Here is a 22,471-nt window from a genome sequence, read left to right on the forward strand (position 1 = left end):
TAACGCACGCTTACTGGCTTCTATTTACTGGGACTCTTCCACCATGTAGTCAACGGATGCCTTGACCTCATCGTCAGACAGGCCAGCCTGGCCGCCTTTGGCCGGCATGGCGTTAAAGCCGTTGATGGCGTGGTCGTAGAGGGTGTCTTTGCCCTTTTCAATGTGCGAAGCCCACTGCTCGGCGTTACCCACCACCGGAGCACCGGCAGCACCGGTGGCGTGGCAGGCCATGCAGGCCTTGTCGAAAACGGCTTTACCATCAATGCTTGCCCAGGCGGATTCGCCGCCGGCCGTGTCTTCGGCCTGAGCCTGGTCACCGGCTTCTTCAGCGCTTGCGTCATCTGCCGCGGCGGTGTCTTCCTGCGTGGCAGCGTCGGCGCTTGCGCTATTTTCCTTGGCGCTATCTTCAGCGCTATCTTCAGCGCTCTCTTCCGTAGCGTCTTTGGCCGGGGCGCCTTCGGCGTCGGGGACGTCCATCACCGGCTCGACCATATAGGCCACGGCGGCGTGCATGTCGTCATCGCTTAAGCCTGGGTTGCCGCCTTTGGCCGGCATGCCGTTAAAGCCGTTGATGGCGTGGTCTAAAAGCGTATCAAAGCCCTTATCCACCCGCGCCGCCCACTGGTCTTCATCGCCGCGTACCGGCGCACCCGCTACGCCCGAGTCGTGGCAAACGGAACATACCTGGCCATAAATGCCTTCGCCGTCGGCGCCGCCGCCGTCATCGCTACTGCTGGCCGCCGGTGCGGCGGAGGCGCTGCCACAATCCTGACTTGCCAGGCAGACTTCGCCCACCGGCGCGAGACGCTCGGCAATGGCGTCTTTATCCACGGCCGCCTGGGCGCCAGACACGCTCACCAGCACACCGAGGGCCGCCAGCCCGCTTTTGATCAGCTTGAAATCCACTCTCACCACCTCATTAGTATTATCATCGAAACCTGCGCGCGGCGGCGCCGTTCGGCGGTTTGCCGTGACGCCCGGACGAGCCTATCGGGCTAGTATACCGACAACGCTGATCTCGGGAAAATAGCGGGTTAACCAGCGGCCAGCCCGCGGGCACGGTGGCGGCGCAGGCGCTGGCTGATAATGCCGTAGCGCGGGCCGGCAATAAACGCCAGCAGCAGGAACACGCCGGTCATCACCGCCATCATGCCGCCGATGGAAACATCCCAGCGCACGGCCAGATAATAGCCGCTAACGCTTGCCGCGGTGGAAATCAGCGCGCCGAGTGCCAGCATCAGCCAGAGGCGGTCGGTGAGCAGGTAAGCCGCCGCCGGCGGCACGATGGCGAAGGCGATGAACAGCACTGCCCCCACGGCGTCAAAAGCGGCTACGGCGGTAGAGCTGGTCAGCATCAGCAGCGCATAGAACAGCACCCCCGGCGCAAAACCCAATGCCTTGGCCAGCGCCGGGTCAAAGGTCGAAAGCTTGAGCTCTTTGAAGAACGCGCCGACAAACAACAGGTTAAGCGTCAGCATGATGGTCATCGAGACCACCGCCTGGGGGACGTGATAGCCGAGTATTTCCACGGTATCCAGCCACACAAAGCCGATTTCGCCCAGCAGCACCGTGTGGGTGTCGATGTGGACATCGTTGGCGTAGACGTTTAACAGCAGCACGCCGATGGAGAACAGCGCCGGAAATACCAGCCCGATGGCGGCGTCCTGCTTCATGCGCTTGGAGCTGGCCAGAAGCTCAGTGAGAAACACCGTGAGCAGGCCGGTGAGCGCCGCGCCGATCAGCTGCACCGGGCCGCTCTGGTGATGGGTCAACAGCCACACCACGACAATGCCGAACACGATCGAGTGACTGATCGCGTCGGACAGCATACTGTTGCCGCGCAGCACCAGAAACGTGCCGACGATGGACGACGCCGTGCCGACCATCGCTCCCACCAGCATGATCTGTAACTCTGCGTTGTTGAAAAATGCCTCGAGCATTATCGCCTCTGCCGCTTTATTGATGGGTGTTAAAGGTTGCCGTGATGCGCTGCGCCTGGCGCACGCCCGACGGCGTCAGCTGCCACTCGCGCGGGCGGGGCGAGGTCAAAAACCCCTGGCGCCGCAGGCGGTAAAGCGCCAACGCAGTCAACGCGCTGCGGCTAAGCCAGGGGCTACGCTCGCTTTCGTCTTGCTCGAGGCGCGTCTGGTAGAGCACATAGAGGATCTGGCGCTTTTGCAGCGACCAGCGTTGCCGGGCAAGACGCAGCACTTCCCACAGAATCCCGCGGCCGGGGGCAATCGCCAGCGACACCAGCACGATGGCCGAGGCGCTGAGGATAATCAGCGGCCCGGTGGCCAGCCCGCGGCCCAGGGTGCTCAGCGTGGCGCCGGAAATCCCGCTGATCACGCCGATAAACGCCGAAATCATCACCATGCCGCCCAGGTGACGGCTCCACTGCCGCGCAGCCACCGCCGGTGCCACGATCATCGCGGCCATCAGCACCACGCCGACCATTTGCAGCCCGACCACCACGGCCAACGTGATCATGGTGGTCAGCAGCACTTCGATCAGCGTCACCGGCATGCCCAGGGTGCGGGCAAACTCAGCGTCAAAGGTGACCAGCTTGGCCTGCTTCCACAGCGCTGCGAGAATCCCCAGTGCTGCGAACGTAATGCCGCCCATGACCCACACATCCGAGCGCAGCGTGGCCGCCGCCTGGCCGAACAGGAAAGCATCAAGCCCGCCCTGAGAGGCGTTTTCCGTGCCCTGAATATAGGTCAGCAGCACCACCCCGATGGCGAAGAACAGGCTCAGGCAAACGCCCAGCGCGGCATCGGTCTTGAGCCGGCTCAGGCGCGTCAGTGCCAGCATCAGCAGCGCGGCCAGCCCGCCGGTCACCGCCGCGCCGACAATAATGCTGCCCATATTGCGGCTGCCGGCCACAATAAAACCGAGGCATACGCCGGGCAGCGCCGCGTGCGAAATGGCATCGCCCAGCAGGCTTTGCCCGCGCAGCACCGCAAAGCTGCCCAGCGCACCGCTGATAATGCCGAGAAACGCAGCCCCCATGACCACGTTTTGAAAGGTGTAATCACCCAGAAGAGATAGCCAGGACATGGATTATTCGGCTCGCTCCGTTGCGGTGAAGGCGGGTGCCCCGGTGGTGTCGAACACGCTGCTTGCGTTAGCCACATCGTGCTTATCCAGCAAGGCAATCTGGCCGCCGTAGGCGCGCTTGAGGTTGTCGCCGGTGAACACCTCGTCAATCGGCCCCGAGGCAATCACCTCGACGTTGAGCATCAGCAGCCAGTCAAAGTAGCGCTGTACGGTCTGCAGATCGTGGTGCACCACAATCAGGGTTTTGCCCGCATCGCGCAGGCGCCGCAGAATGTCGATAATCGCCCGCTCGGTGGTCGCATCCACGCCGGCCATGGGCTCGTCGAGAAAGTAAATATCGGCCTGCTGCACCAGCGCGCGGGCGAGAAACACCCGCTGCTGCTGGCCGCCGGAAAGCTGGCTGATCTGGCGGCCGGCAAAGTCGTGCATGCCGACCATTTCCAGCGCCTCAAGCGCTTCGTGGCGCTCCTTGCGCCCGGGGCGTTTGAGCCAACCCAGGCGGCCGTAAAGGCCCATCATCACCACATCGAGCACGGTAGTAGGGAAATCCCAGTCCACGCTCGAACGTTGGGGCACATAGCCGATACGCTTGCGCTGCGCCTTGTACGACTGGCCGTGGAAGCTCACGCTGCCCGAGAGCGACGGCACCAGCCCTAAAAGGCTTTTGATAAAGGTACTTTTGCCCGCGCCGTTAGGGCCGACAATACCGGCCATCACGCCCGCGGGAATAGCCAGATTGACGTCCCAGAGCACCGGCGTGTTGTGGTAGCTGACGGTCAGGTGCTTGACCTTGACGGCGGCATCGGTATCCATAACGTCTCTTTTTTGCATTTACGCCTCGTCGAAATCCCACTGCTCAGCCCAGGATTCAAGCGCTGCGGGGAGCGGTGCGACTTCGCCGCCCAGCGCCTCGACAATGGCTTGGGTGTTGGCGCGCAGCATGCCGATGTAAGTGCCGTCGGCGGTATCGTTGGCGCCCATTGCGTCGGAGTAGAGCTGGCCACCAATAACGACCTCATGGCCGCGTTGTTCAGCCGCCTGGATCACCGCCTGAATGGTGCGCGGATTGATCGTGCTTTCGATAAACACCGCCGGCACCTCGCGGTCGATCACCACGTCGGACATGCGACGAATATCGGCAATGCCGGTTTCGGTATCGGTACTGATGCCCTGAATCCCTTCCACTTCGATGTTGTAGGCGCGGCCGTAATAGTTGAACGCATCGTGGGCGGTGACCAGAATGCGCTGCTTTTCGGGGATAGTGGCAACGCTGTCTTCGATCCACTCGTGCAGCGCCGCGAGCTGCGCCGCGTAGGCCTCGGCGCGATCGCGAATGGCGTCTTCGCACTCGGGGCGCGCCTCACTCAGCGTATCGCTGACGGTCTCCACGGTTTGTGCCCAAATCGACACGTCCATCCACAGGTGCGGATCGATGCCGTAGACGTCCTGAGCGGTCAGCAGCTGCGCCGGATCAATCGATTCCGGCGCCACCGCCACGGTGGTTTTCTGGCGCGAAAAGTTATCCAGCACGTCGCCCAGCTGGCCTTCGAGCGCATACCCCGAATACAGGATCTGGTCAGCGTCGCGCAGGGTTTTTACGTCGTTGGCGCTGGCCTGATACAGGTGCGGGTCAACGCCCGGGCCCATCATTGCCTCAACCGCCACGCACTCACCGCCGACTTCGCGGGCCACGTCAGCAATCATGCCGATGGTGGTCACCACGTTCAGCGGTGCCTGTTCAACGTCGGCTTGCCCGGCGCCGGCATGGGCCAGCGGGGCGGCCAGAGCCAGCGTCAGCAAGGAAGCGGCGTAGCGGGTCGTCATGGGGCAGTTCTCCAAGGCGGTATAGTTTAGCGTAAAGCTATAAAGTAAGCCTTGGCTAAGTTTAGCCAGCCGCCCATTCAAATACAAGACGCATTCGCCAATGCGATAGCGTCAGCCGCGAGAGTTGTCAGCCGGTCGGGAAAGGAGGGGGGAGGAAAAGAAGCAGTGAGAAACGCCGACCGTCACGTTCCCGGGTCGGCTTACTGCCGTGGTGCAAAGTGCGCTAACATGGGATGCCGTTAGCTTTTATTCTCATTAACTCCTTCTGATTAACCCTTATGCCGATACGTCTGATGCCTTCATGAGTCACGATCAAACGCCCCAGAGCGCACCCCAAAATGCCAGCGTTGATGCGCTGCCGCCGGTCAAACAGCACGCGCGCCAGTACGCCACGGTGCGCCAGGCCCATGAAACCGAGCTGATTGAAGATTACGTCGAGCTGATTGGCGACCTGCTGACCCACCGTGGCGAAGCCCGGGCAACGGATATTGCCGCGCGCATGGGCGTCAGCCAGGCCACCGTGTCGAAGATGATCCGCCGGCTCAACGAGCTTGAGCTGGTCACCAACCGCCCCTATCGCTCGCTGTTTCTGACCGAAGCCGGCCACGCCATGGCCAAGGCCTCCCGCGAGCGCCACGACATCATGCTCAACTTCCTGCGCGCGCTCGGCGTCAGCGACGACGCCGCGCGCATCGACGCCGAAGGCATGGAACACCACGTCTGCGATGAAACCCTCGACGTCATGCAGCGCTTTATTGCCGCTTCGCGTTAATCACTCCTGAAATAAATCAGTGTGACTGCCCATACGCGCTAACTGTAATTCATCGCCGTCAACGCGATACAGCAGCAACCAATCCGGTTCTATATGCGCGTCTCGGTAGCCTTTCCAGTTTCCCCGCAGGGCGTGGTCTTGATAAGCGTCGGGCAGAGGTTTTTGCTCGATCAGCAGGCCAAGCAATTCCCGCAGCTTGGCCATGTCCTTGGCGCGTTTCTGGAGGCGCTTTACGTCCCGTTTGAACTGACGGGTGCGTACCGGCGTCAGCATCAGATACCCAAGTCCTCAAACAGGCCATCGGCGCTCTCGGAGCGCTTGCCCTTGCCCGATTCCAGCTCATCCATTGCCGCGGCAGTCGTGGAATTGGGTACCTGAACGGTAAAAGGCAGACGCTGCTCATCGGCGATACGTATCATCAACAGACGGATGGCGTCAGAGGCCGACAGCCCCATTGCTTCAAGCGCTGCGGTGGCGCGTTCTTTGGTTTCACGATCGATGCGGGCGCGTACTACGGCATCGCTACTCATGGTATTTCCTCCTTTATAGTAGCTACATTGTAGACACAAATAGGCAGTTTTGCATCAGGATCTTGCTGGCTGCTGCTTTCGGCATCATTAAAACTTATGCCGCAGCAGGCGCATGGCGTTGAGCGTGACCAGCACGGTGGCGCCGGTATCGGCCATCACCGCGATCCACAGGCCGGTAATGCCCAGCGCGGTGGTGACCAGAAAAATCGCCTTGAACCCCAGCGCCAGCGCGACGTTGGTTTTGACGTTGGCAAGCGTGGCCCGCGACAGCTGAATCAGCTCGGCGATGCCCGCCACGCGGTTTTTCAATAGCGCCGCGTCGGCGGTTTCAAGCGCTACGTCGGTGCCGCCGCCCATAGCGATACCGACATCGGCGGCGGCCAGCGCCGGCGCATCGTTGATGCCGTCGCCCACTTTGCCCACCGGCCCTCGGCCTTCCTGCTGCCAGCGGGACACGTAGCCGGCCTTGTCTTCGGGCATCAGCTCGCCGTGGGCTTCAATACCCAGCATTTTGCCAATGGCCGCCGCGCTGCGGGCGTTGTCGCCGCTTAACATCACTGCCTTCACGCCCAGCTTGGAAAGCGCGTCCAGCCCTTTCCTGGCGTCTTCCCGCGGCTCATCGCGCAGGGCGATAGCGCCAACGGCCACGCCGTCCTTGAGCAGCACGCTGATGCTTTTACCTTCTTCTTCCAGCGCGTTAATCCGCGCGTTGGCCACCTCATCCAGGGTGGCGACGCCGGCGGCGTAGCGCGGGCTGGCAAGCGTTACCTCAACGCCGCCAATGCGACCGCTAACGCCCGCGCCGGCGATGGCACGGCCGTCTTCGACCGCTGGCAGCTGCGGCTTTTCTCGCGCTGCGTTGGCATACGCGACGATCGCCGCGGCAATCGGGTGGCCGGATTCACGCTCAAGCGCGCCGGCCAGACTCAGCACCTCGGCCCGCTCTACGCCGTGCCAGGCCTCAATATCGGTCACCTCGGGCGCGCCGGCGGTCAGCGTGCCGGTTTTATCCAGCGCGACCACCTTGAGCTTGCCCAGGCTTTCCAGCACCGCGCCGCCCTTGATCAAAAGCCCGCGCCGCGCACCGCTGGAAAGCCCCGCGGCAATCGCGGCCGGGGTGGAAATCACCAGCGCGCAGGGGCAGGCGATCAGCAGCAGCGCCAGCGCCCGATAAATGGATTCCGACCACGCCATACCCGATACCAGCGGCGGCACCACGGCCAACAGCAGCGCCAGCGCGACCACGACGGGCATGTACCAGCGGGCAAAACGATCGATGAAACGTGCCACCGGCGCCTTGGCGGCCTGGGCGTCTTCGACCAGACGAATGATCCGCGCGATGGTGTTGTCGTCAGCGCGGCGGGTGACTTCAACGGTCAGCGCGCCGTCCTGATTGACCGTGCCCGCAAACACGTCGTCGCCCCCACGCTTGTAGCGCGGTTCGGCCTCGCCGTTGACCGGCGATTCATCGATATAGGAGCCGCCCTGCTCGATGCGGCCATCGCAGGGGAGACGGTCACCCGGGCGCACCAGTACGCGCTGACCCGGTGCCAGCGAGTCGGCCGGTACCTCTTCGGGGGCTTCGCCCACGCTGGCAAGGCGCCAGGCGGTGCTCGGGGTAAGATCGGAAAGCGCGGAAATACTCCGCCGCGCCCGGGATGAAGCCACGCCTTCCAGCAGCTCACCCACGGCAAACAGCACCACCACCACGGCGGATTCCGCCGCCGCGCCGATAATCAGCGCCCCCACCGCGGCAATGCTCATCAGCGCTTCAATGGTGAACACTTCGCCCACGCGCAGCGCCTGCCACGCGGCCTGCACAATCGGATAAAGCCCCACCAGCGTGGCCGCCACGAACGGCCAGCTACCCAACGCCGGCCAGGCAAGGTGCAGCACCGCTGCCAGCGCCAGCAGCGCGCCGCTGGCCAGCACCAGCTTGCCCTTGGCACTTTGCCACCAGGCGGGTTCATCTACCGCCTCACCGGCGGCCGGCTTGCTGACGACGGCGTAGCCCAGCCCGCGCATGGCCTGCTCGATCGCCTCGGGCGAAGGCGTGACGTTGGGCTCGGGGGTGATATCCAGCGTGCCGGCGGCGGCGTTGGCCTCGGCGTGCGCCACACCCGCCACCCGCGTTGCCGCGGCAACGGCCTTGCGCTCGCAGCCGGCACAGTCCATCCCGCTGACGCGCAGCCGCTGAAACGACGGATGTGCAGTATTGTTTGCCGATAGCGTCATACGTTCCTTCCCGGCCGTCCGGCCTTGCAATCTGAGTGTCTTCACCCAAGATAAAACCTGAAGCCACTTTAGGTGCAAGTCAAAAAAAGCCGGTTCAAGCAAAACGACAGGTTCAAGAACGACAACGGGTGCAAATCGATAAAGGAGCCTTCTATGTCACACGCCACCGCGACTACCGCCTTCGGCATCGGCACGCTTGCACAGCGGGCCGGCTGCCAGGTTCAGACCGTGCGCTACTACGAACAGATCGGGCTGCTGCCGCCGGCCACGCGCAACGCCGGCAACCAGCGCCGCTACGACAACGCTACGCTGCGCCGGCTGACGTTTATTCGTCACGCACGGGATTTTGGGTTTTCAGTGGAGGCGGTGCGCGAGCTGCTGGGCATGGCCGACCATCCCAACATGCCCTGCGACCACGCCGACGTCATTGCCAAACGCCACCTCGACGAGGTCGAGGCGCGCATTGCACGGTTGAGTGCGCTCAGAGACGAGCTGAAAAGAATGGTGGCCCAATGCGCCGGCGGACGTGTGGACGAGTGTCGCATTGTGGAAGTGCTGAGCGACCATCAGCAGTGTTTGCACGCTGCCGGCCACGGCGGCCAGCAGACGATTCGTTAATGCGCTTTTTTAACCCGCTAAAACGGTTTAAAACATCGACGCATTGATCCACAAATGTGTGCCCACGCTTGCCGCGTAGCCCAGCAGAATGGCCGGCGCCCAGCGCAGGTGAACGGCAAAGGTATAAATGCCGCGCGCCTGGCCCATCAGCGCCACGCCCGCCGCCGAGCCCATGGACAACAGGCTGCCGCCCACGCCGGCGGTCAGGGTAATCAGTAGCCAGTTGCCCTCGGACATATCCGGCGCCATGGACAGCACCGCAAACATCACCGGAATGTTATCCACCACCGCGGAAATCATCCCCAGCACCACGTTGGCGAATACCGGGTTGCCGCCGCCATAAAGGGTTTCAGAGAGCAGGCTCAAGTAACCCAGAAAACCCAGGCCGCCCACCGACATCACCACGCCGTAGAAGAACAGCAGCGTGTCCCACTCGGAGCGCGCAATCCGGCTGAAAATATCGAACGGCACGACGCTGCCCAGCTGTTCGAGCTTGCGCCAGTCACCACGGCGCGAGTAGCGTTCGCGCTTACGCTCCAGCGACCGCGGCAGGCTGCGACGCAGGTAATAGCCGAAAAACTGCAGCAGCCCCAGGCCAAACATCATGCCCATGGCCGGCGGCAAATTAAGCACCGAGTGGCACAGCACGGAAATGGCTACGGTCAGCAAGAACAGCAGCACGATACGCCGTGCACCGCGCTTGAGCCACACGTTCTCGGAAAGCGACGCTGGCTTCTGGTTGACGATGAAGAAGTTCATGATCAGCGCCGGCACCATGAAATTGACGATGGCCGGCAGCAGCAGCACAAAAAAACCGCCAAACGGGATCTGGCCGGCCTGCCACACCATCAGCGTGGTGATATCGCCAAAGGGGCTGAATGCGCCGCCGGCGTTGGCCGCCACCACCACGTTCACACAGCACAGGCTGATAAACTTTTTGTCGCCTTCGGCCACCTTAAGCACCACCGCACACATCAACATCGCCGTGGTCATGTTATTGGCCACCGCTGAAATCCAGAACGCCATAATGCCGGTAATCCAGAACAGGCTGCGGTAGCTGAAGCCCTTGTACACCAGCCAGGAGCGCAGTTTGTCGAACACGCGGCGCTCTTCCATGGCGTTGATGTAGGTCATCGCCACCAGCAAAAACAGCAGCAGTTCGGTGTACTCCAGCAGCGTTTCACGAAACGCCGTTTCGGCCACGTCGGGCAGGCCCGCGCGCATGTACATCCACGCCACCAGCGTCCAGATCAGCCCGGCGGCAATCAATACCGGCTTGGACTTGCGCATGTGCAGCAGTTCTTCGCCCATCACCAGCGCATAGGCCAGCAGGAAAATGGCCACCGAGGCGATGCCGGCCACCGATAGCGTTAGATCGAGCGGCCCGGCATCAGCAAAGGCGAAGGCGGGAAAACACAACAGACAGGCAGCAAAAAGCAGCCGGCGAACCCGAAGATAACGGGGCCGAAAGGCGGGAGCACTTGGTAGCATGGCATAAACCTTGGGGAGGACAGAGAGGGTCAAGAGGCGAGAAATTGCCACAATGATAAGCACACAAACAAATGCCTGCAATGCACTGCGGCAGAAATAGTGCTACAGCCAGCGCTGGCGCCGGAACAACCAGATCAGCCCAAAGGCAATCGCAGCCATGCTTCCCAGCAGGAAAAAATAGCCGTAGCGGTAACTTAGCTCGGGCATATAGGCAAAGTTCATGCCGTAAAGGCCGGCCAGAAAACTCAGCGGCACAAAGATCGCGGTGATCACCGTGAGCACCTGCATGGTGCGGTTCAGCTGGTGGGAGGAAAGCGACATATAGCCGTCGATCAAGTCACCGCAAATGTCGTAATACATGCTGGTCAAGCTATAGAGGCGCTCAAAACGCTCGTGCACGTCGTTGATCGCATGCTCGGTATCTTCGTGGCCGTGGGGAATATGCGCACATTCCGTGGACAGCAGTTCGCCGGTGATCGACTGGTGGTAATTGAAGATGCGGCGCATTTTCAACAGCCGCGAACGGTAGCCGATAACCTGCTTCATCAGCGTATCGGTGCCGTTTTCCACCAGCGCGTCCTCAAGCTCACTAAGGCGGGCTTCAAACTCGGTCAGGCTTTCCTGATAAAACCCCGCCGAGAGGTACATGATACGCAGCGCCAGATGCCCGGGAGACTTGTTGAGCAGCGCACCGCCGTTTTGCCCGCGCATCCGGTCGATGCTCATGGCCTGGCCGGCGTGCAAGCTGATCAGGTAACGCTCGCCGATAAAAAAGGGAATTTGCTGCGGCTGATATTCCAGATCGGCATCAAACGCCGCCAGCCCACGGTAGATGATCAGCGTATGGGTCTCGAACGTTTCGATTTTCGGCGGATGACGATTGTCCTTCTGGGCATCAATAATCGCCAGTGGATGACACCCGAACGCCTCCAGCAGCGCTTTCTCCCGCGCGCTGTTTTCCCCCTGCACATCAATCCAGATCCGACTTTCAGGCTCGGCATGAAAGCGTTCGATCAGTTCTTCACCGCCGGTGTGAGTTTCGCCACCGGCGGTGGTTAAAAGCGTGCGTATCATCGACGTCCTCTTGTGCCTGCGGCTATAGCCGTCCCTCAGCCTGCTGCGGTCAAGGCAATGAAGAAACCCGCAATGGTCGCAGACATCAAATTGGACAGGGTACCCGCCAGCACCGCCTTAAGACCAAAGCGGGCAATATCGTGACGCCGACTCGGGGCGATGCTGCCCAGCCCACCCAGCAGAATCGCGATGGACGATAGATTGGCGAAACCACAGAGGGCAAACGACAAGATCGCCACGGTATGCGCCGATGCCACCTCACCGGTAGCGGCCACCACGGTGTCACCATCGATATACGGGGCCAGATTGACGTAAGCCACAAATTCGTTGAGCACCAACTTCTGGCCAATGAACGAACCGGCAAACGTCGCCTCTTGCCAGGGGATACCGAGCAAAAACGCCAGGGGCGCGAACAGCCAACCCAGCAGCCATTCAAGACTCAGCCACTCCATGCCGAACCATCCGCCTATACCGCCGAGAAGGCCGTTGACCAACGCGATCAAGCCAATGAACGCCAGCAGCATAGCGCCCACGTTGGCCGCCAGCTGCATCCCCGAGGAAGCCCCCGAGGCCGCCGCATCCAGCACGTTACTCGGCCGTGCCTGATCTTCCATGGTCTCGCTGGCCTCGGTAACGCTATCGATGACCTCTTCGGTCTCGGGCATCAACAGCTTGGCGAACAGCAGGCCACCCGGGGCGGCCATAAACGACGCCGCGACCAGGTATTCCATGGGAATCCCCAACGCGGCATAGCCCGCCAGTACAGAGCCGGCAACCGACGCCAGTCCGCCACACATTACGGCAAACAGCTGCGATTGCGTCATGCGGGTAATGAACGGTCGCACAACCAGCGGCGCCTCGGTCTGACCCACAAAGATATTGGCGGTGGCCGAAAGCGACTCGGAACGCGAGGTACCCAGCGCTTTCTGCAGTCCACCGCCAAGAATGCGTACGACCCACTGCATGATGCCCAGGTAGTAGAGCACCGAGGTCAGCGAAGCGAAAAAGATAATAACCGGCAGCACCTTGATCGCGAAGACAAAACCCACCGATTCCACCTCGGCCAGCCCGCCGAACAGGAAGTTGATGCCGTCGTTGGCGTACTGCACGACCTGACTGACCGCATCGGAGATCGATGTGAGTACCGCCTGGCCGAAAGGCACGTAGAGCACAAAGGCACCGATACCCGCCTGAAGGGCAAACGCGACCCCTACCGTGCGCAGGCTTATCGCTTTACGGTCGGTAGAAAATACCAACGCGATAAGGATCAGGGTCGCCATCCCGACAAGGCTCATGATCAATACCATGGTGGAATCCTTTTCTTTACAGAAAATTGTATTTGAGGGTATAGATCATGGCGTTCTGATAATGATCGGGAGTCCCCAGCTTGTTCTTGGAGTAGCGATATTGCACGCCGGTGGTGATGGTATCAACCGGATGCCACCACAGGCCCACGGCACCGTTGGTGCCGACACTGCCGGCAGACCCGTTGACGTAGTTACTCGACAGGTAGTCATCATCCCGGTCGAACGTCTGTTCGTGCCAGTTGGTCAGGCTCAGATCCTGGCCGAAGGCCTCGAAGCCGTAGCCCAGCACCCAGCCCAGCATGTAGCCGTTTGAGCCGCTATAGCTCCCGGATTCGCTGTCCACCCAGGCTTTGCCCAGAAACGGCTTGAAGAAGAAACCGTTATCGAAGGTATGGCGGTATCCCAGCCCGACAATGCGGTCCTGCTCCCGGCTGTCGAAACCGTAGTCGCGAAAGTCATAGACGTGAAAGTAAAGCGACAAGGGCGTTTCACCCAGATAAATATGCGAGGTGACCTTCGCGGCGCTGCGTCGATTATCGCGACCGTCTTCCTCATGCTGGTCGTTCTGCGGGTTCTCGAAGTCATAGAAACCGTACACTTCCCCCCAGTCAAAACCCGCGCCACCCTCGAATTCGAGATAAAAAAAGTCGCCCTTGGCGGCGTTATCGGCGGTACGCTTCTCGGTGCCATTCGACCAGTCGAGGTAATTGACCGAGACGTTGGCAAACGACCAGTTGGGGGTGAAGGTATCAGCGGCCTGTACCGGGGAGGCGGCAAGAGACACGGCGCCCGCAGCGATCAGAAAGAGCACGGCGGCGCGGGAGATGGCCCCCTCTGTCAGCCTAGTTGTCCAGCTGGCGATTTCGCCTAAATTAACATCAGAATGGGCGGCATAGGATGGTTCATGCCACGTTATTCCAAGGAACGTAAAGCCGCGGTGCTGAAGAAACTATTACCGCCAGAAAACCGTAGTGTGGCGTCGGTCGCCGCCGAGGAAGGCATAGCGAACGCAACCCTGTATGGTTGGCTGAAAACATGCCGACAACAAGGAGTGCCTGTGCCAGGGAACCGTAAGACCGGAGACGATTGGTCTGCTGATGCCAAGCTGGCCGTGGTGATTGAAACAGCTCCCCTGTCGGAGACCGAGCTTGGCGCCTATTGCCGGGAAAAGGGCGTATATCCTGAGCAGGTGCAGCGCTGGAAAGACGCCTGCCTCCAAGGCGCCGATCGGCACGAAGATCAGGAAAAAACGGCCCAAAAACAGCGTAAAGAAGACCGCCAGACGATCAAGAAGCTGACGTCGGAGGTTCGCCGTAAAGACCGGGCCTTGGCGGAGACGACCTCGTTACTGGTGCTGTCAAAAAAGCTCGAAGCCTTGTACGGCGAAGACCCGGACAACGAGGACAACTGACGCCGTTGAGCGAACGTACAAGGCTGCTACAAGACGTTGATGAAGCGGTAGCTGGTGGCGCCGCTCGCTACAAGGCGGCAGAACTGATGGGGCTAAGCCAGCGCACGTTAAAACGCTGGCGGCAGGCCAATGGCGATGTGACCACGGATCAGCGCTCACAGGCCGTGCGGGTTGTGCAGGCCCATCAGCTGACTCAAGCGGAAGAAGAGGCGATTCTAACCACTTGCTGCCAAACGGAATACCGGAGCTTGCCACCGTCGCAAATAGTCCCGCGACTGGCAGACCAAGGCCGTTATTTGGCCTCGGAATCGTCGTTTTATCGGGTGCTGAAAAAGCACCAACAGCTAAACCACCGAGGCCGCATGAAACCGGCCCGAAAGCTCGCTGAGCCGACCAGTTTTACCGCCTCGGGCCCGAACCAGGTGTGGAGTTGGGACATCAGCTACTGCCCCTCTGTAGTCCGTGGCGAGCACTGGTACCTTTACCTGATCATGGACGTCTACAGTCGCAAGATCATTGCCTGGGACGTGTATGACAACGAGTCCGGCGACTTGGCGAAGCAACTGGTGGAGCGCGCTCTATTGCGTGAAAGCTGCTGGCACACGCCACCAATTTTGCACTCGGATAACGGTGCGCCGATGACCTCGTACACTCTGCGCGCTAGGCTGGCGGAACTGGGTATGCTGATGTCCCACAGCCGCCCCCGGGTGAGCAACGATAATCCTTATTCAGAGGCGCTGTTCCGCACCGTCAAATACTGCCCGGCGTGGCCCACAAAGGGCTTTGCATCGCTGGCCGCCGTGCGTAAATGGATGTTGACGTTCGAGCACGCCTATAACAAACAGCACCTTCACAGCGGCATCAACTTCGTTACGCCCGCCGACCGGCATCGAGGCGTGGATACCCAGCGCCTGGCCCACCGAAAAGCCGTATATGAACGTGCCAAGCGCCTGAATCCCGGGCGCTGGTCGGGCGATATCCGACGCTGGGAGGCCACCGGATCGGTATCGCTCAATCCTGGCAAGCAACAGGAAATAGAGCTCAATAAACTGGCCGCTTAAACGTGGCTATTTGGACAACTGGGTTGAAAACTACCGATGGATCGAGGCATGGTGAAGTCCACTTTTGTTGTAATAAGCAACACGGCTGTCCAGATAAAGACGCTTTACAGTACCTAAGGTGAAACCTATAACACATAGTGTTATTTTTCTAACAAAATTAATAATTCGTGCTCATTCGAAGGTCGTGACGGTCTCGGATAGCCTCAGTAAATACCGGCCAGAACGGGGCCGGCATCTGATTTCGGGAAATTCTCACATGAACGAACGCAGTGCTCGGCGCATGGCACAGCTGGTCAATATGCTGGCTCAGGGAGGTGCACTGCGCCTGCCCGAGGCCGCCCGACTCTGTGGTGTTTCAGAGATGACCATTCGTCGCGATCTGGCGGCCACGGGCAGCGGTCTGGCATTGATTGGCGGCCGCCTGATACGCACTGACAACCCGCATTTTACCCCGCTCTACGATCTGCCCACCCAGCAGGATCGTCAGACCCGAGCCAAGCAGCAGCTATGCAAGGCGGCGGCGGATTACATCGAGGATGGCGATACGCTGTTTATCGACTGCGGCACCACCCTCATGCCGTTGGTGTCGGGCCTGTCCCAAGAGCGTTCGCTGACCGTCGTCACCTATGCCCTCAACGTGGCCAACGCCATCTCCCAGCTGCCCGGCGTACGCCTGATATTGCTGGGCGGTATGTATCATCACTCGTCGCAAACGTTCGCCGGCAACGATATTGCGCCAGGCCTTGCCCGCCTGGGTATCAACAAGGCCTTCATTTCCGCCGCGGGGATGCATGCCGACAAGGGGATAAGCTGCTTCCACTTCCATGAAGTAGCGCCCAAGCAGGCCGCCATTGCCTGCGCCACGCAGCGCTTGCTGGTGGCCGACGATACCAAGGCAGGGGTAGTCCGCCCGGCCTATTTCGCCACCCTCGACGATTTTGACGTGGTAATTACCGGCCCCGACGCAAATATCGAGACATCCGCCGGCCGGCCGTACATCGTCACCGTCTGAGCGACTGATATCGCTGTGGATTCATAATAAAACTGGGCGTTCAAATAAGGCTCTTTCCTTTCCGACACATTTTTCATGCGAATCAAGAGGATATTTTTTACTTGGTTAGCTTCATGAACGTTATGCCAATCCCGTATGTAGCGTGCCGCTACCGACGACCACTGCCTGCCCGGCAATACGGATCAGTGAAGCATTATCGTTTCGCTCTGTTTCGGCGAAAATGAGGCTGGGGCGACCCATCTCTATGCCCTGATGGATTTCCCACCTGCATGGATCAGAACATGGCATAGCGACTGCGAGGTATCCTGCCAACGCTGCTGCAGCACTACCGGTAGCAGGATCTTCACGAATACCACCCTCTGTGGAGAACATGCGACTGTGTATCGAACGTTGCTGGTCTTTAGCCTTGCCGATGAAAGCGTGGGTATCGTCGGGGGGCGCGGCAAGTTCTGGATCGAGGGTCGATCGGTCGCCGATCTTCTGGCGTCCGCTGACGGTGGCCTGCTCCTGCTGATGAAAGGCGGCAGGCTGGATGCGGTGCTCGTGGAGCTGGCCGGACTCGACACCCTCCAGGCGTTTCTCAGCTGGGCGCGCGGGCGTGATCCGGTGCCCATCGAATGCGCCTATGCCGACCTGCAGGCGCGCAGCGGTGTCGCCAAACTGGATACCTTCGTCATCGATACCCTGGATACCACCTTCACGGCCGGCGGCGAGGTGGACCTGAACACGGAACGCCTGGATATCTCCATCTTCGCCTACCCCAAGGATCCCAGTGTCTTTGCCGGGCACGCGCCCTTTCATCTGGGCGGCACCTTCGATGATATCGAGCCCGGTGTTCATGGTGGCGGCCTGGGGCTAGGGTTGCGCGCCGGGGCCAGTGCTGTGCTCGGCGCCATCGGCGGACCCATTGCCGCGCTCCTGCCTTTGCTGGGAGCGGGCGACGATCCCGACATGGCGTATTGCGAGGGGCTGGTCAGTCGCTCTCGCGAGGCGATCCGAGGCGAGGAAGGTGGACCATGAACCGACGCGACTGGATCGGCGCCCTGCTGGCAGCGGCACTCCTCGTGGGCTGCGCCGACACCCCCATCAACGAATCCGCGCGGCTCGAACATCAGGATTCCCCCCAGGCGGTGAGGATCAAGGCCCTGCTTCTCGAGGAGCCGGACCTCGCCGGTGCGGCCATCGACGTGGACATGAGCGACGAGCGCGTCATCCTGGAGGGCTTCGTCGAGACCGAGGATCAGCGCGAGCGGGCTGAAGCCATCGCGCGTGAGCAAGGCTCGGGCAGCGAGGTCGAGAACAGGATCACCGTCAAGTGAGCGCCAAGGGCAGGGTCGAGACACCCCGGCCAGGAAGTTCTTCTCAGGTCAGGTTGAAAATCACCAGTGCCAGGGTGCCGCCGGTCAGGATGTAGCCCAGCAGAGCCATCAGGCCATCGTTGGCCAGCAAGGCCAGGGCGAAGAGCGTGAGGATAGGAATTTCAACGGAGCTTTGCTCTGGAGGTAGTCTGTATTGCCGACGAGGGTATCCCATTTGAACTGACGAATTGACCGCGGCGATACTGCGAAGGAAGCGGTTGGATTTCCTATCCTCCGTTCTTCGGTCTGCTGCTGGTTGACATCCTCCCCTCCCTTCGCGCTGCAGCCGCCCAGCCTCTCTAACGTTGCTTATTTAGCAAGCCGCTCAGTATGCTAAATAGAACAATCAAAAATATGCCGAAGTATTGTAGAATGGTTAAATGCTCGTTCAGTAAAGCACTAGCCAATACAATCGCAACTAGTGGCTCGAGGGTGGTAACCACGCCTACTGATGAAGCAGGCACCATTTTAATTCCTCGCGTAAACAAGAAATAGGAAAAAATGGTACCAAATAGGCTCATCGTCAATAATAGCATCCAGACGGACAAGCTTTCGCTTTCCATGAGTCGCGCTACACCATCCCATGCCGGGGGAGTAGAAGCAAAAGCCAAACCACTGATCAAAAAAGAACTGAATAGCAATACCGTTGGTGGCACATGGTATATCGCTCGCTTGCCAATAACCGGATAAAGGGCATAAGTAGCGCCAGCTGCGAGGCCTAACAAAACCCCCATTACCGATGGAGTCGAACCCACTCCACCTACACCCAGGGTAAGCATTACGCCAGTACAAGCACCCAGTGCCGACAGGCTGCGTAACCAGCTTAGTCGTTCTCCCAATATAAAAATCGAAAAGACAAGGGCCCAAATTGGTGCGGTGTATAACAGCCCAACAGAGAAAGTCACGCCAACTTCTTCAATGGCAATGAAATACAGCACGTTATAGAAAAACACGCCTATCAGGGAGTGAATGCAAAGGATTGGCCAATGCCTCCGTATTGTTGCCAGATGCGGTCTCAACACTCGTGGTGATATGACAAGCAGAACACAGGCCGAAAGAAGTACGCGTAATGCGGCCACCTCAAAACCATTGAAACCGACAGCGATGAGTCCTGAAGCCAGAATCCCCAATGTACCCCAGCTTGAAGCCGCCAAAGCAATGTAAAGCATACCTATTGGCATATCAAACCGTCTGCTTGCGGCACAGATATATTCCAAGCTCACCACCTTGACCATCATTTTCATTGCGCAGCCTTTGATCCAATATAATGGACTCTTTATAATAATTTTCCATCTTTTCACAACAATCTGATTGGCAAGAAAAATAAAAATCACTATCAAAAAAAATGGCATCTTTTTTATTTATGACTTCTAATCCTGCTGCATTCAAAACCAAATTTAATGAACCTATTTCCTCACACAAAAGTTTCAATTTATTGTTAATATCAGATGTATTTACTGCTAAAAAACCACCGAAACGAGTGTTTGGTTGCCAGATCGAAACGACAAAAATTCCATCTAACGCTAACACTCTAGAAACCTCCGTCAAAATAGCAAGATAATCATAGGAATGGGAAATAGTGCTCATCATACATGTCACTAATTGAAAGCATTCATTTTTAAACCCCATCGAGGCCCCATCCATTAAATGGACACGTTCAGTAGGCATTCCCCAGTAGCCAATATATTCTTGCGTAATAGATACAGCATGCGGGGAATTGTCAATACCATAAGCCGAAAAACCCAGCTCATCAGCGACGCGCATATATCGGCCAGTGGCCGTGCCGATATCCAGACTATCACCATGGCAGGTAAAATCAGCAAGCAATTCTTCGAAAGCTGCATGTTCCAAAATTTTTTTCAGGCCATCGTTGCTGCTAGCTATTTCGTATTGCTTGTACCAAGAGGTGGAGTAGGTAATTTTCAATATTTTATCCTCCTTGTCATTCACCAGCAGTTTAGCGGGAGACAGGAGGCGGAGGCATTAGGCAAAGCTCGCGAGTTTTTTACTTTCTTGGCACTCGAAATTTCGCGGGTGTCATTCCAAAGCGTCGTTTAAACAGGTTTGTGAAGGATGAAACATTTTCATAACCAAGTTCGTAAGCAATAGCAGATACCGATAGCCGTGAGTTCAACAAAAGCTCCACGGCACATTTCAGCCGAACATCGAGCTGAGCCTGCTTCGGTGTCTGACCATAGGCGCTACGATACAGTTGATGGAAGCGGCTAACCGAAAGGCCTGAGTCTCTTGCCAGTTCAGCCATATTAAGCGGCAAACAGGCTTGCTCTGTGAGTCTACGAGAAACAGCTTCCACGCGAGGATGCGGCGGTGCCACAGCATTTGACGATTTTTTCGCATCTATCAACAGCTCACGGACGGTTGCCAATACGTTTACCGACGCCAACATCCGACTTTCCTTCAGAACAGCCTCGGAGGCCAAAAATTGCATATAGCGCCAAGCAGTCGGTGTGATCTGCCGCAATGAACAAAGGTCAGGCGTTAACCAAGACTCGATCAAGGCACTACCGCTGAGTTCGAGGATAAGAAATTGGCCATCGTGCGTACTTTCAAAGTCGTGAGTCGCTCCCGGCGGAAGTACCGCGACGGAACTCGGAGTAAGACGAGACCCTCGACCATCAATTTCAATCTCCATCGCGCCGCGTAGCGGCACGATAGTCTGAACGAATGAGTGAGTATGACGCTTGACTTGTGGTTCGTAGGTTCGTAAGGCAATTTGAAATGCGCTTTCTTTCATCGGAATTTCCAATCATTTGAGCATCAAAGAAAATTCAGTGGCCTGGCTATTCTGACACGGAAAGCGCATGACATCAGAGCATAAACCTATTCCACCGTGACGCTTTTGGCCAGGTTGCGCGGCTGGTCAACGTCGGTGCCTTTGAGCACTGCAACATGGTAGCTCAGAAGCTGCAGCGGTAGGGTGTAAAGCAGCGGCGCCAGCGCTTCGTGAACGTGGGGCAGGTGCAGTACGCAAACGTCGTCCTCGGTGTCGTCGATGCCCACATTTTCGTCAGCGAACACAAACAGCTGGCCACCGCGGGCGCGGACTTCCTGCAGGTTGGACTTGAGCTTTCCTAGCAGGTCGTCGTTGGGGGCGACGGAAATCACCGGCATTTCGCTGTCCACCAGCGCTAGCGGGCCATGTTTGAGCTCGCCGGCGGGGTAGCCTTCGGCGTGGATGTAGGAGATTTCCTTGAGTTTGAGCGCGCCTTCCAGGGCAATGGGGAAATGCGCGCCGCGGCCGAGAAACAACGCATGGTGCTTTTCGGCAAACGCTTGGGAAAGCGCTTCGATGTCGGCGTCCAGCGCGAGCACCTGGCGGCAGATGTCGGGCAGCGTTTTCAGCGCCGCGACGATGTCAGCGTGTTTGGTACCGTCGCTGTCGCGCGCGTCTTTACCCAGGGTTTTGTCTAGCGCCAGGGTCAGCAGCATCAGTGCGACCAGCTGGGTGGTGAAGGCTTTGGTCGAGGCGACGCCAATTTCTGGGCCGGCGCGGGTCATCAGCGCCAGATCGGATTCGCGCACCAGCGAGCTGCCCGGCACGTTGCAGATGGCAAGCGAGCCGATGTAGCCCAGCCGTTTGGCAAAGCGCAGCGCGGCCAGCGTATCGGCGGTTTCACCCGACTGGGAGAGCGTGACGAACAACGTGCCTTCGGGCACCACCGGGTGGCGGTAGCGAAACTCCGAGGCCACTTCAACCTGCACCGGCACGCCGGCGTAGCGCTCCAGCCAGTAGCGTGCCACCAGGCCAGCGTGGTAGCTGGTGCCGCAGGCGATAATGTGGATCTGGCGGGTGTTGGCCAGCAGCGCCTGGGCATCGGGGCCAAAGCTTTCGGCGAGTACGCTGTGTTCGCCCAGCCGGCCTTCAAGCGCGGCGTTAATCACCTTGGGCTGCTCGAAGATTTCCTTGAGCATGAAGTGGCGGTAGTCGCCTTTGCTGGCCACGCCGTCGGCGTATTCGAAGACGTGAATAGGGCGCTCGACGGCTTTTCCGCTATGGTCGACGATACGCACACTGCCGCCGGCGCCCAGCTCGACCATGTCGCCTTCTTCCAAGTAAATAAAGCGGTCGGTGACCTGCAGCAGCGCCAGCGGGTCGGACGCCAGAAACGCTTCGTCGATGCCCACACCCACCACCAGCGGGCTGCCCTGACGCGCGCCGACCACTACGCCAGGCTCCTGCGGGCTCATCACGCCCAGCGCATAGGCGCCGCCCAGGGTATGCATGATTTGCTGCACCGCGGCAAACAGCGTGACGCCGGCCGTCAGCGTTTCCGCCAGCAAGTGGGCGATGACTTCACTATCGGTTTCCGAGGTGAAGACGTAGCCATCCGCCTGCAAGCGCCGTTGGTGCGCCTCGAAATTTTCGATGATGCCGTTATGCACTACCGCGACCTGGGCGTCGCTATGGTGCGGATGCGCATTTGCCTGAGTGGGCTTGCCGTGGGTGGCCCAGCGGGTGTGGGCAATACCGGCGGTGCCCGGCAGCGGCTCCTGCTGCAGACAGGCGTCGAGCGCTGCGACCTTGCCCACGGCGCGGTGGCGGGTCAGCGCTTCATTGCACATTATCGTCATGCCGGCAGAGTCGTAGCCGCGATATTCCAGGCGCTTGAGGCCTTCCAGCAATATACCTTGAACGTTGCGCTGGGCAACGGCGGCGACAATGCCACACATGGCGTTTCTCCTTGTTCAGCCGTAAT

At 59.3% G+C, this 22,471-nt stretch carries 24 protein-coding genes; 6 read left to right on the forward strand and 18 right to left on the reverse strand.

The genetic code is table 11. The features are described 5' to 3' along the window. Positions 1–24: 24 nt before the first annotated feature. The 5 genes from B5495_RS09280 to B5495_RS09300 form a co-directional block, all read right to left on the reverse strand. The gene (locus tag B5495_RS09280) at positions 25–906 is read right to left on the reverse strand and encodes a c-type cytochrome (RefSeq protein ID WP_079553182.1); all 882 of its coding nucleotides are present in this window, start codon (positions 904–906) and stop codon (positions 25–27) included. Positions 907–1,034: 128 nt separating this feature from the next. Next, complete coding sequence (locus tag B5495_RS09285) at positions 1,035–1,940, reverse strand: metal ABC transporter permease (protein ID WP_079553184.1); 906 nt, start codon at positions 1,938–1,940, stop codon at positions 1,035–1,037. A gap of 16 nt (positions 1,941–1,956) precedes the next feature. Further along, on the reverse strand, positions 1,957–3,060 hold the full coding sequence (locus B5495_RS09290; RefSeq protein WP_079553186.1) for a metal ABC transporter permease: 1,104 nt from the start codon (positions 3,058–3,060) through the stop codon (positions 1,957–1,959). Positions 3,061–3,063: 3 nt separating this feature from the next. Further along, positions 3,064–3,891, reverse strand: coding sequence for a metal ABC transporter ATP-binding protein (locus B5495_RS09295; protein WP_079553188.1), 828 nt, complete (start codon positions 3,889–3,891; stop codon positions 3,064–3,066). Then, a complete protein-coding gene (locus B5495_RS09300) occupies positions 3,892–4,884 on the reverse strand; it encodes a metal ABC transporter solute-binding protein, Zn/Mn family (RefSeq protein ID WP_079553190.1) in 993 nt (330 codons plus the stop codon). A gap of 301 nt (positions 4,885–5,185) precedes the next feature. Here B5495_RS09300 and mntR point away from each other — a divergent pair, with 301 nt between their 5' ends. Then, entirely contained in the window at positions 5,186–5,656 is a 471-nt protein-coding gene (gene mntR, locus B5495_RS09305) for a manganese-binding transcriptional regulator MntR (protein ID WP_079553191.1), read from the forward strand. Here the strand turns inward: mntR and B5495_RS09310 are convergent, their stop codons facing one another. The 3 genes from B5495_RS09310 to B5495_RS09320 all read right to left on the reverse strand — a co-directional run bounded on the left by B5495_RS09310 (position 5,657) and on the right by B5495_RS09320 (position 8,421). Further along, positions 5,657–5,929, reverse strand: coding sequence for a type II toxin-antitoxin system YafQ family toxin (locus tag B5495_RS09310; protein WP_079553193.1), 273 nt, complete (start codon positions 5,927–5,929; stop codon positions 5,657–5,659). Further along, positions 5,929–6,186 carry a type II toxin-antitoxin system RelB/DinJ family antitoxin gene (locus B5495_RS09315; RefSeq protein ID WP_079553195.1) on the reverse strand — a complete coding sequence of 86 codons (258 nt, stop codon included), beginning with the start codon at positions 6,184–6,186 and terminating at the stop codon, positions 5,929–5,931. The genes B5495_RS09310 and B5495_RS09315 overlap by 1 nt, the downstream gene beginning before the upstream one ends. 87 nt (positions 6,187–6,273) lie before the next feature. Next, positions 6,274–8,421, reverse strand: coding sequence for a heavy metal translocating P-type ATPase (locus B5495_RS09320; RefSeq protein ID WP_079553197.1), 2,148 nt, complete (start codon positions 8,419–8,421; stop codon positions 6,274–6,276). A 153-nt stretch (positions 8,422–8,574) separates the two neighbouring features. Between B5495_RS09320 and B5495_RS09325 the strand changes: the two genes are divergently transcribed. Beyond that, positions 8,575–9,039 (forward strand): MerR family transcriptional regulator, encoded by a 465-nt coding sequence (locus B5495_RS09325; RefSeq protein ID WP_079553199.1) that lies wholly within the window; start codon positions 8,575–8,577, stop codon positions 9,037–9,039. 27 nt (positions 9,040–9,066) lie between these two features. On the opposite strand, the gene nhaD is transcribed toward B5495_RS09325, so the two are convergent. The 4 genes from nhaD to B5495_RS09345 form a co-directional block, all read right to left on the reverse strand. Then, positions 9,067–10,530 (reverse strand): sodium:proton antiporter NhaD, encoded by a 1,464-nt coding sequence (gene nhaD / locus B5495_RS09330; RefSeq protein ID WP_079553201.1) that lies wholly within the window; start codon positions 10,528–10,530, stop codon positions 9,067–9,069. A 102-nt stretch (positions 10,531–10,632) separates the two neighbouring features. After that, a complete protein-coding gene (locus B5495_RS09335; protein WP_079553203.1) occupies positions 10,633–11,604 on the reverse strand; it encodes a magnesium transporter CorA family protein in 972 nt (323 codons plus the stop codon). Positions 11,605–11,639: 35 nt separating this feature from the next. Continuing rightward, positions 11,640–12,911 (reverse strand): NupC/NupG family nucleoside CNT transporter, encoded by a 1,272-nt coding sequence (locus B5495_RS09340; RefSeq protein WP_079553205.1) that lies wholly within the window; start codon positions 12,909–12,911, stop codon positions 11,640–11,642. A 16-nt stretch (positions 12,912–12,927) separates the two neighbouring features. After that, the gene (locus tag B5495_RS09345; RefSeq protein WP_231897147.1) at positions 12,928–13,695 is read right to left on the reverse strand and encodes an outer membrane protein OmpK; all 768 of its coding nucleotides are present in this window, start codon (positions 13,693–13,695) and stop codon (positions 12,928–12,930) included. 120 nt (positions 13,696–13,815) lie between these two features. Between B5495_RS09345 and B5495_RS09350 the strand changes: the two genes are divergently transcribed. Further along, a protein-coding gene (locus tag B5495_RS09350) for an IS3 family transposase (protein ID WP_231897150.1) occupies positions 13,816–15,383 on the forward strand; the annotation gives its coding sequence in 2 pieces (ribosomal slippage) (positions 13,816–14,301 and positions 14,304–15,383; 1,566 coding nt in all). 256 nt (positions 15,384–15,639) lie between these two features. Then, positions 15,640–16,395, forward strand: coding sequence for a DeoR/GlpR family DNA-binding transcription regulator (locus tag B5495_RS09355; RefSeq protein WP_079553208.1), 756 nt, complete (start codon positions 15,640–15,642; stop codon positions 16,393–16,395). Between the two features lie 120 nt (positions 16,396–16,515). Here the strand turns inward: B5495_RS09355 and B5495_RS15130 are convergent, their stop codons facing one another. Continuing rightward, entirely contained in the window at positions 16,516–16,767 is a 252-nt protein-coding gene (locus tag B5495_RS15130) for a PhzF family phenazine biosynthesis protein (RefSeq protein ID WP_154045255.1), read from the reverse strand. A gap of 6 nt (positions 16,768–16,773) precedes the next feature. Here B5495_RS15130 and B5495_RS14685 point away from each other — a divergent pair, with 6 nt between their 5' ends. After that, positions 16,774–17,415 carry a hypothetical protein gene (locus tag B5495_RS14685; RefSeq protein WP_172824546.1) on the forward strand — a complete coding sequence of 214 codons (642 nt, stop codon included), beginning with the start codon at positions 16,774–16,776 and terminating at the stop codon, positions 17,413–17,415. Further along, positions 17,412–17,714 carry a BON domain-containing protein gene (locus B5495_RS09365; protein ID WP_079553117.1) on the forward strand — a complete coding sequence of 101 codons (303 nt, stop codon included), beginning with the start codon at positions 17,412–17,414 and terminating at the stop codon, positions 17,712–17,714. Before B5495_RS14685 ends, B5495_RS09365 begins: the two co-directional genes overlap by 4 nt. Positions 17,715–17,757: 43 nt before the next feature. Here B5495_RS09365 and B5495_RS14815 read toward each other — a convergent pair whose 3' ends face one another. From B5495_RS14815 to glmS, 5 genes are all read right to left on the reverse strand, one after another. Then, complete coding sequence (locus B5495_RS14815; RefSeq protein WP_197685615.1) at positions 17,758–17,928, reverse strand: exopolysaccharide biosynthesis protein; 171 nt, start codon at positions 17,926–17,928, stop codon at positions 17,758–17,760. Between the two features lie 124 nt (positions 17,929–18,052). After that, on the reverse strand, positions 18,053–18,997 hold the full coding sequence (locus B5495_RS09370) for a DMT family transporter (RefSeq protein WP_172824547.1): 945 nt from the start codon (positions 18,995–18,997) through the stop codon (positions 18,053–18,055). Further along, a complete protein-coding gene (locus B5495_RS09375; protein ID WP_172824548.1) occupies positions 18,936–19,679 on the reverse strand; it encodes a class I SAM-dependent methyltransferase in 744 nt (247 codons plus the stop codon). Before B5495_RS09375 ends, B5495_RS09370 begins: the two co-directional genes overlap by 62 nt. A 79-nt stretch (positions 19,680–19,758) precedes the next feature. Continuing rightward, complete coding sequence (locus B5495_RS09380; RefSeq protein ID WP_079553216.1) at positions 19,759–20,508, reverse strand: AraC family transcriptional regulator; 750 nt, start codon at positions 20,506–20,508, stop codon at positions 19,759–19,761. Between the two features lie 86 nt (positions 20,509–20,594). Then, on the reverse strand, positions 20,595–22,445 hold the full coding sequence (gene glmS / locus B5495_RS09385; protein WP_079553218.1) for a glutamine--fructose-6-phosphate transaminase (isomerizing): 1,851 nt from the start codon (positions 22,443–22,445) through the stop codon (positions 20,595–20,597). Positions 22,446–22,471: the final 26 nt, after the last annotated feature.

Origin of the sequence: Vreelandella subglaciescola, from assembly GCF_900142895.1 — a bacterium.
GTDB lineage: Bacteria > Pseudomonadota > Gammaproteobacteria > Pseudomonadales > Halomonadaceae > Vreelandella > Vreelandella subglaciescola.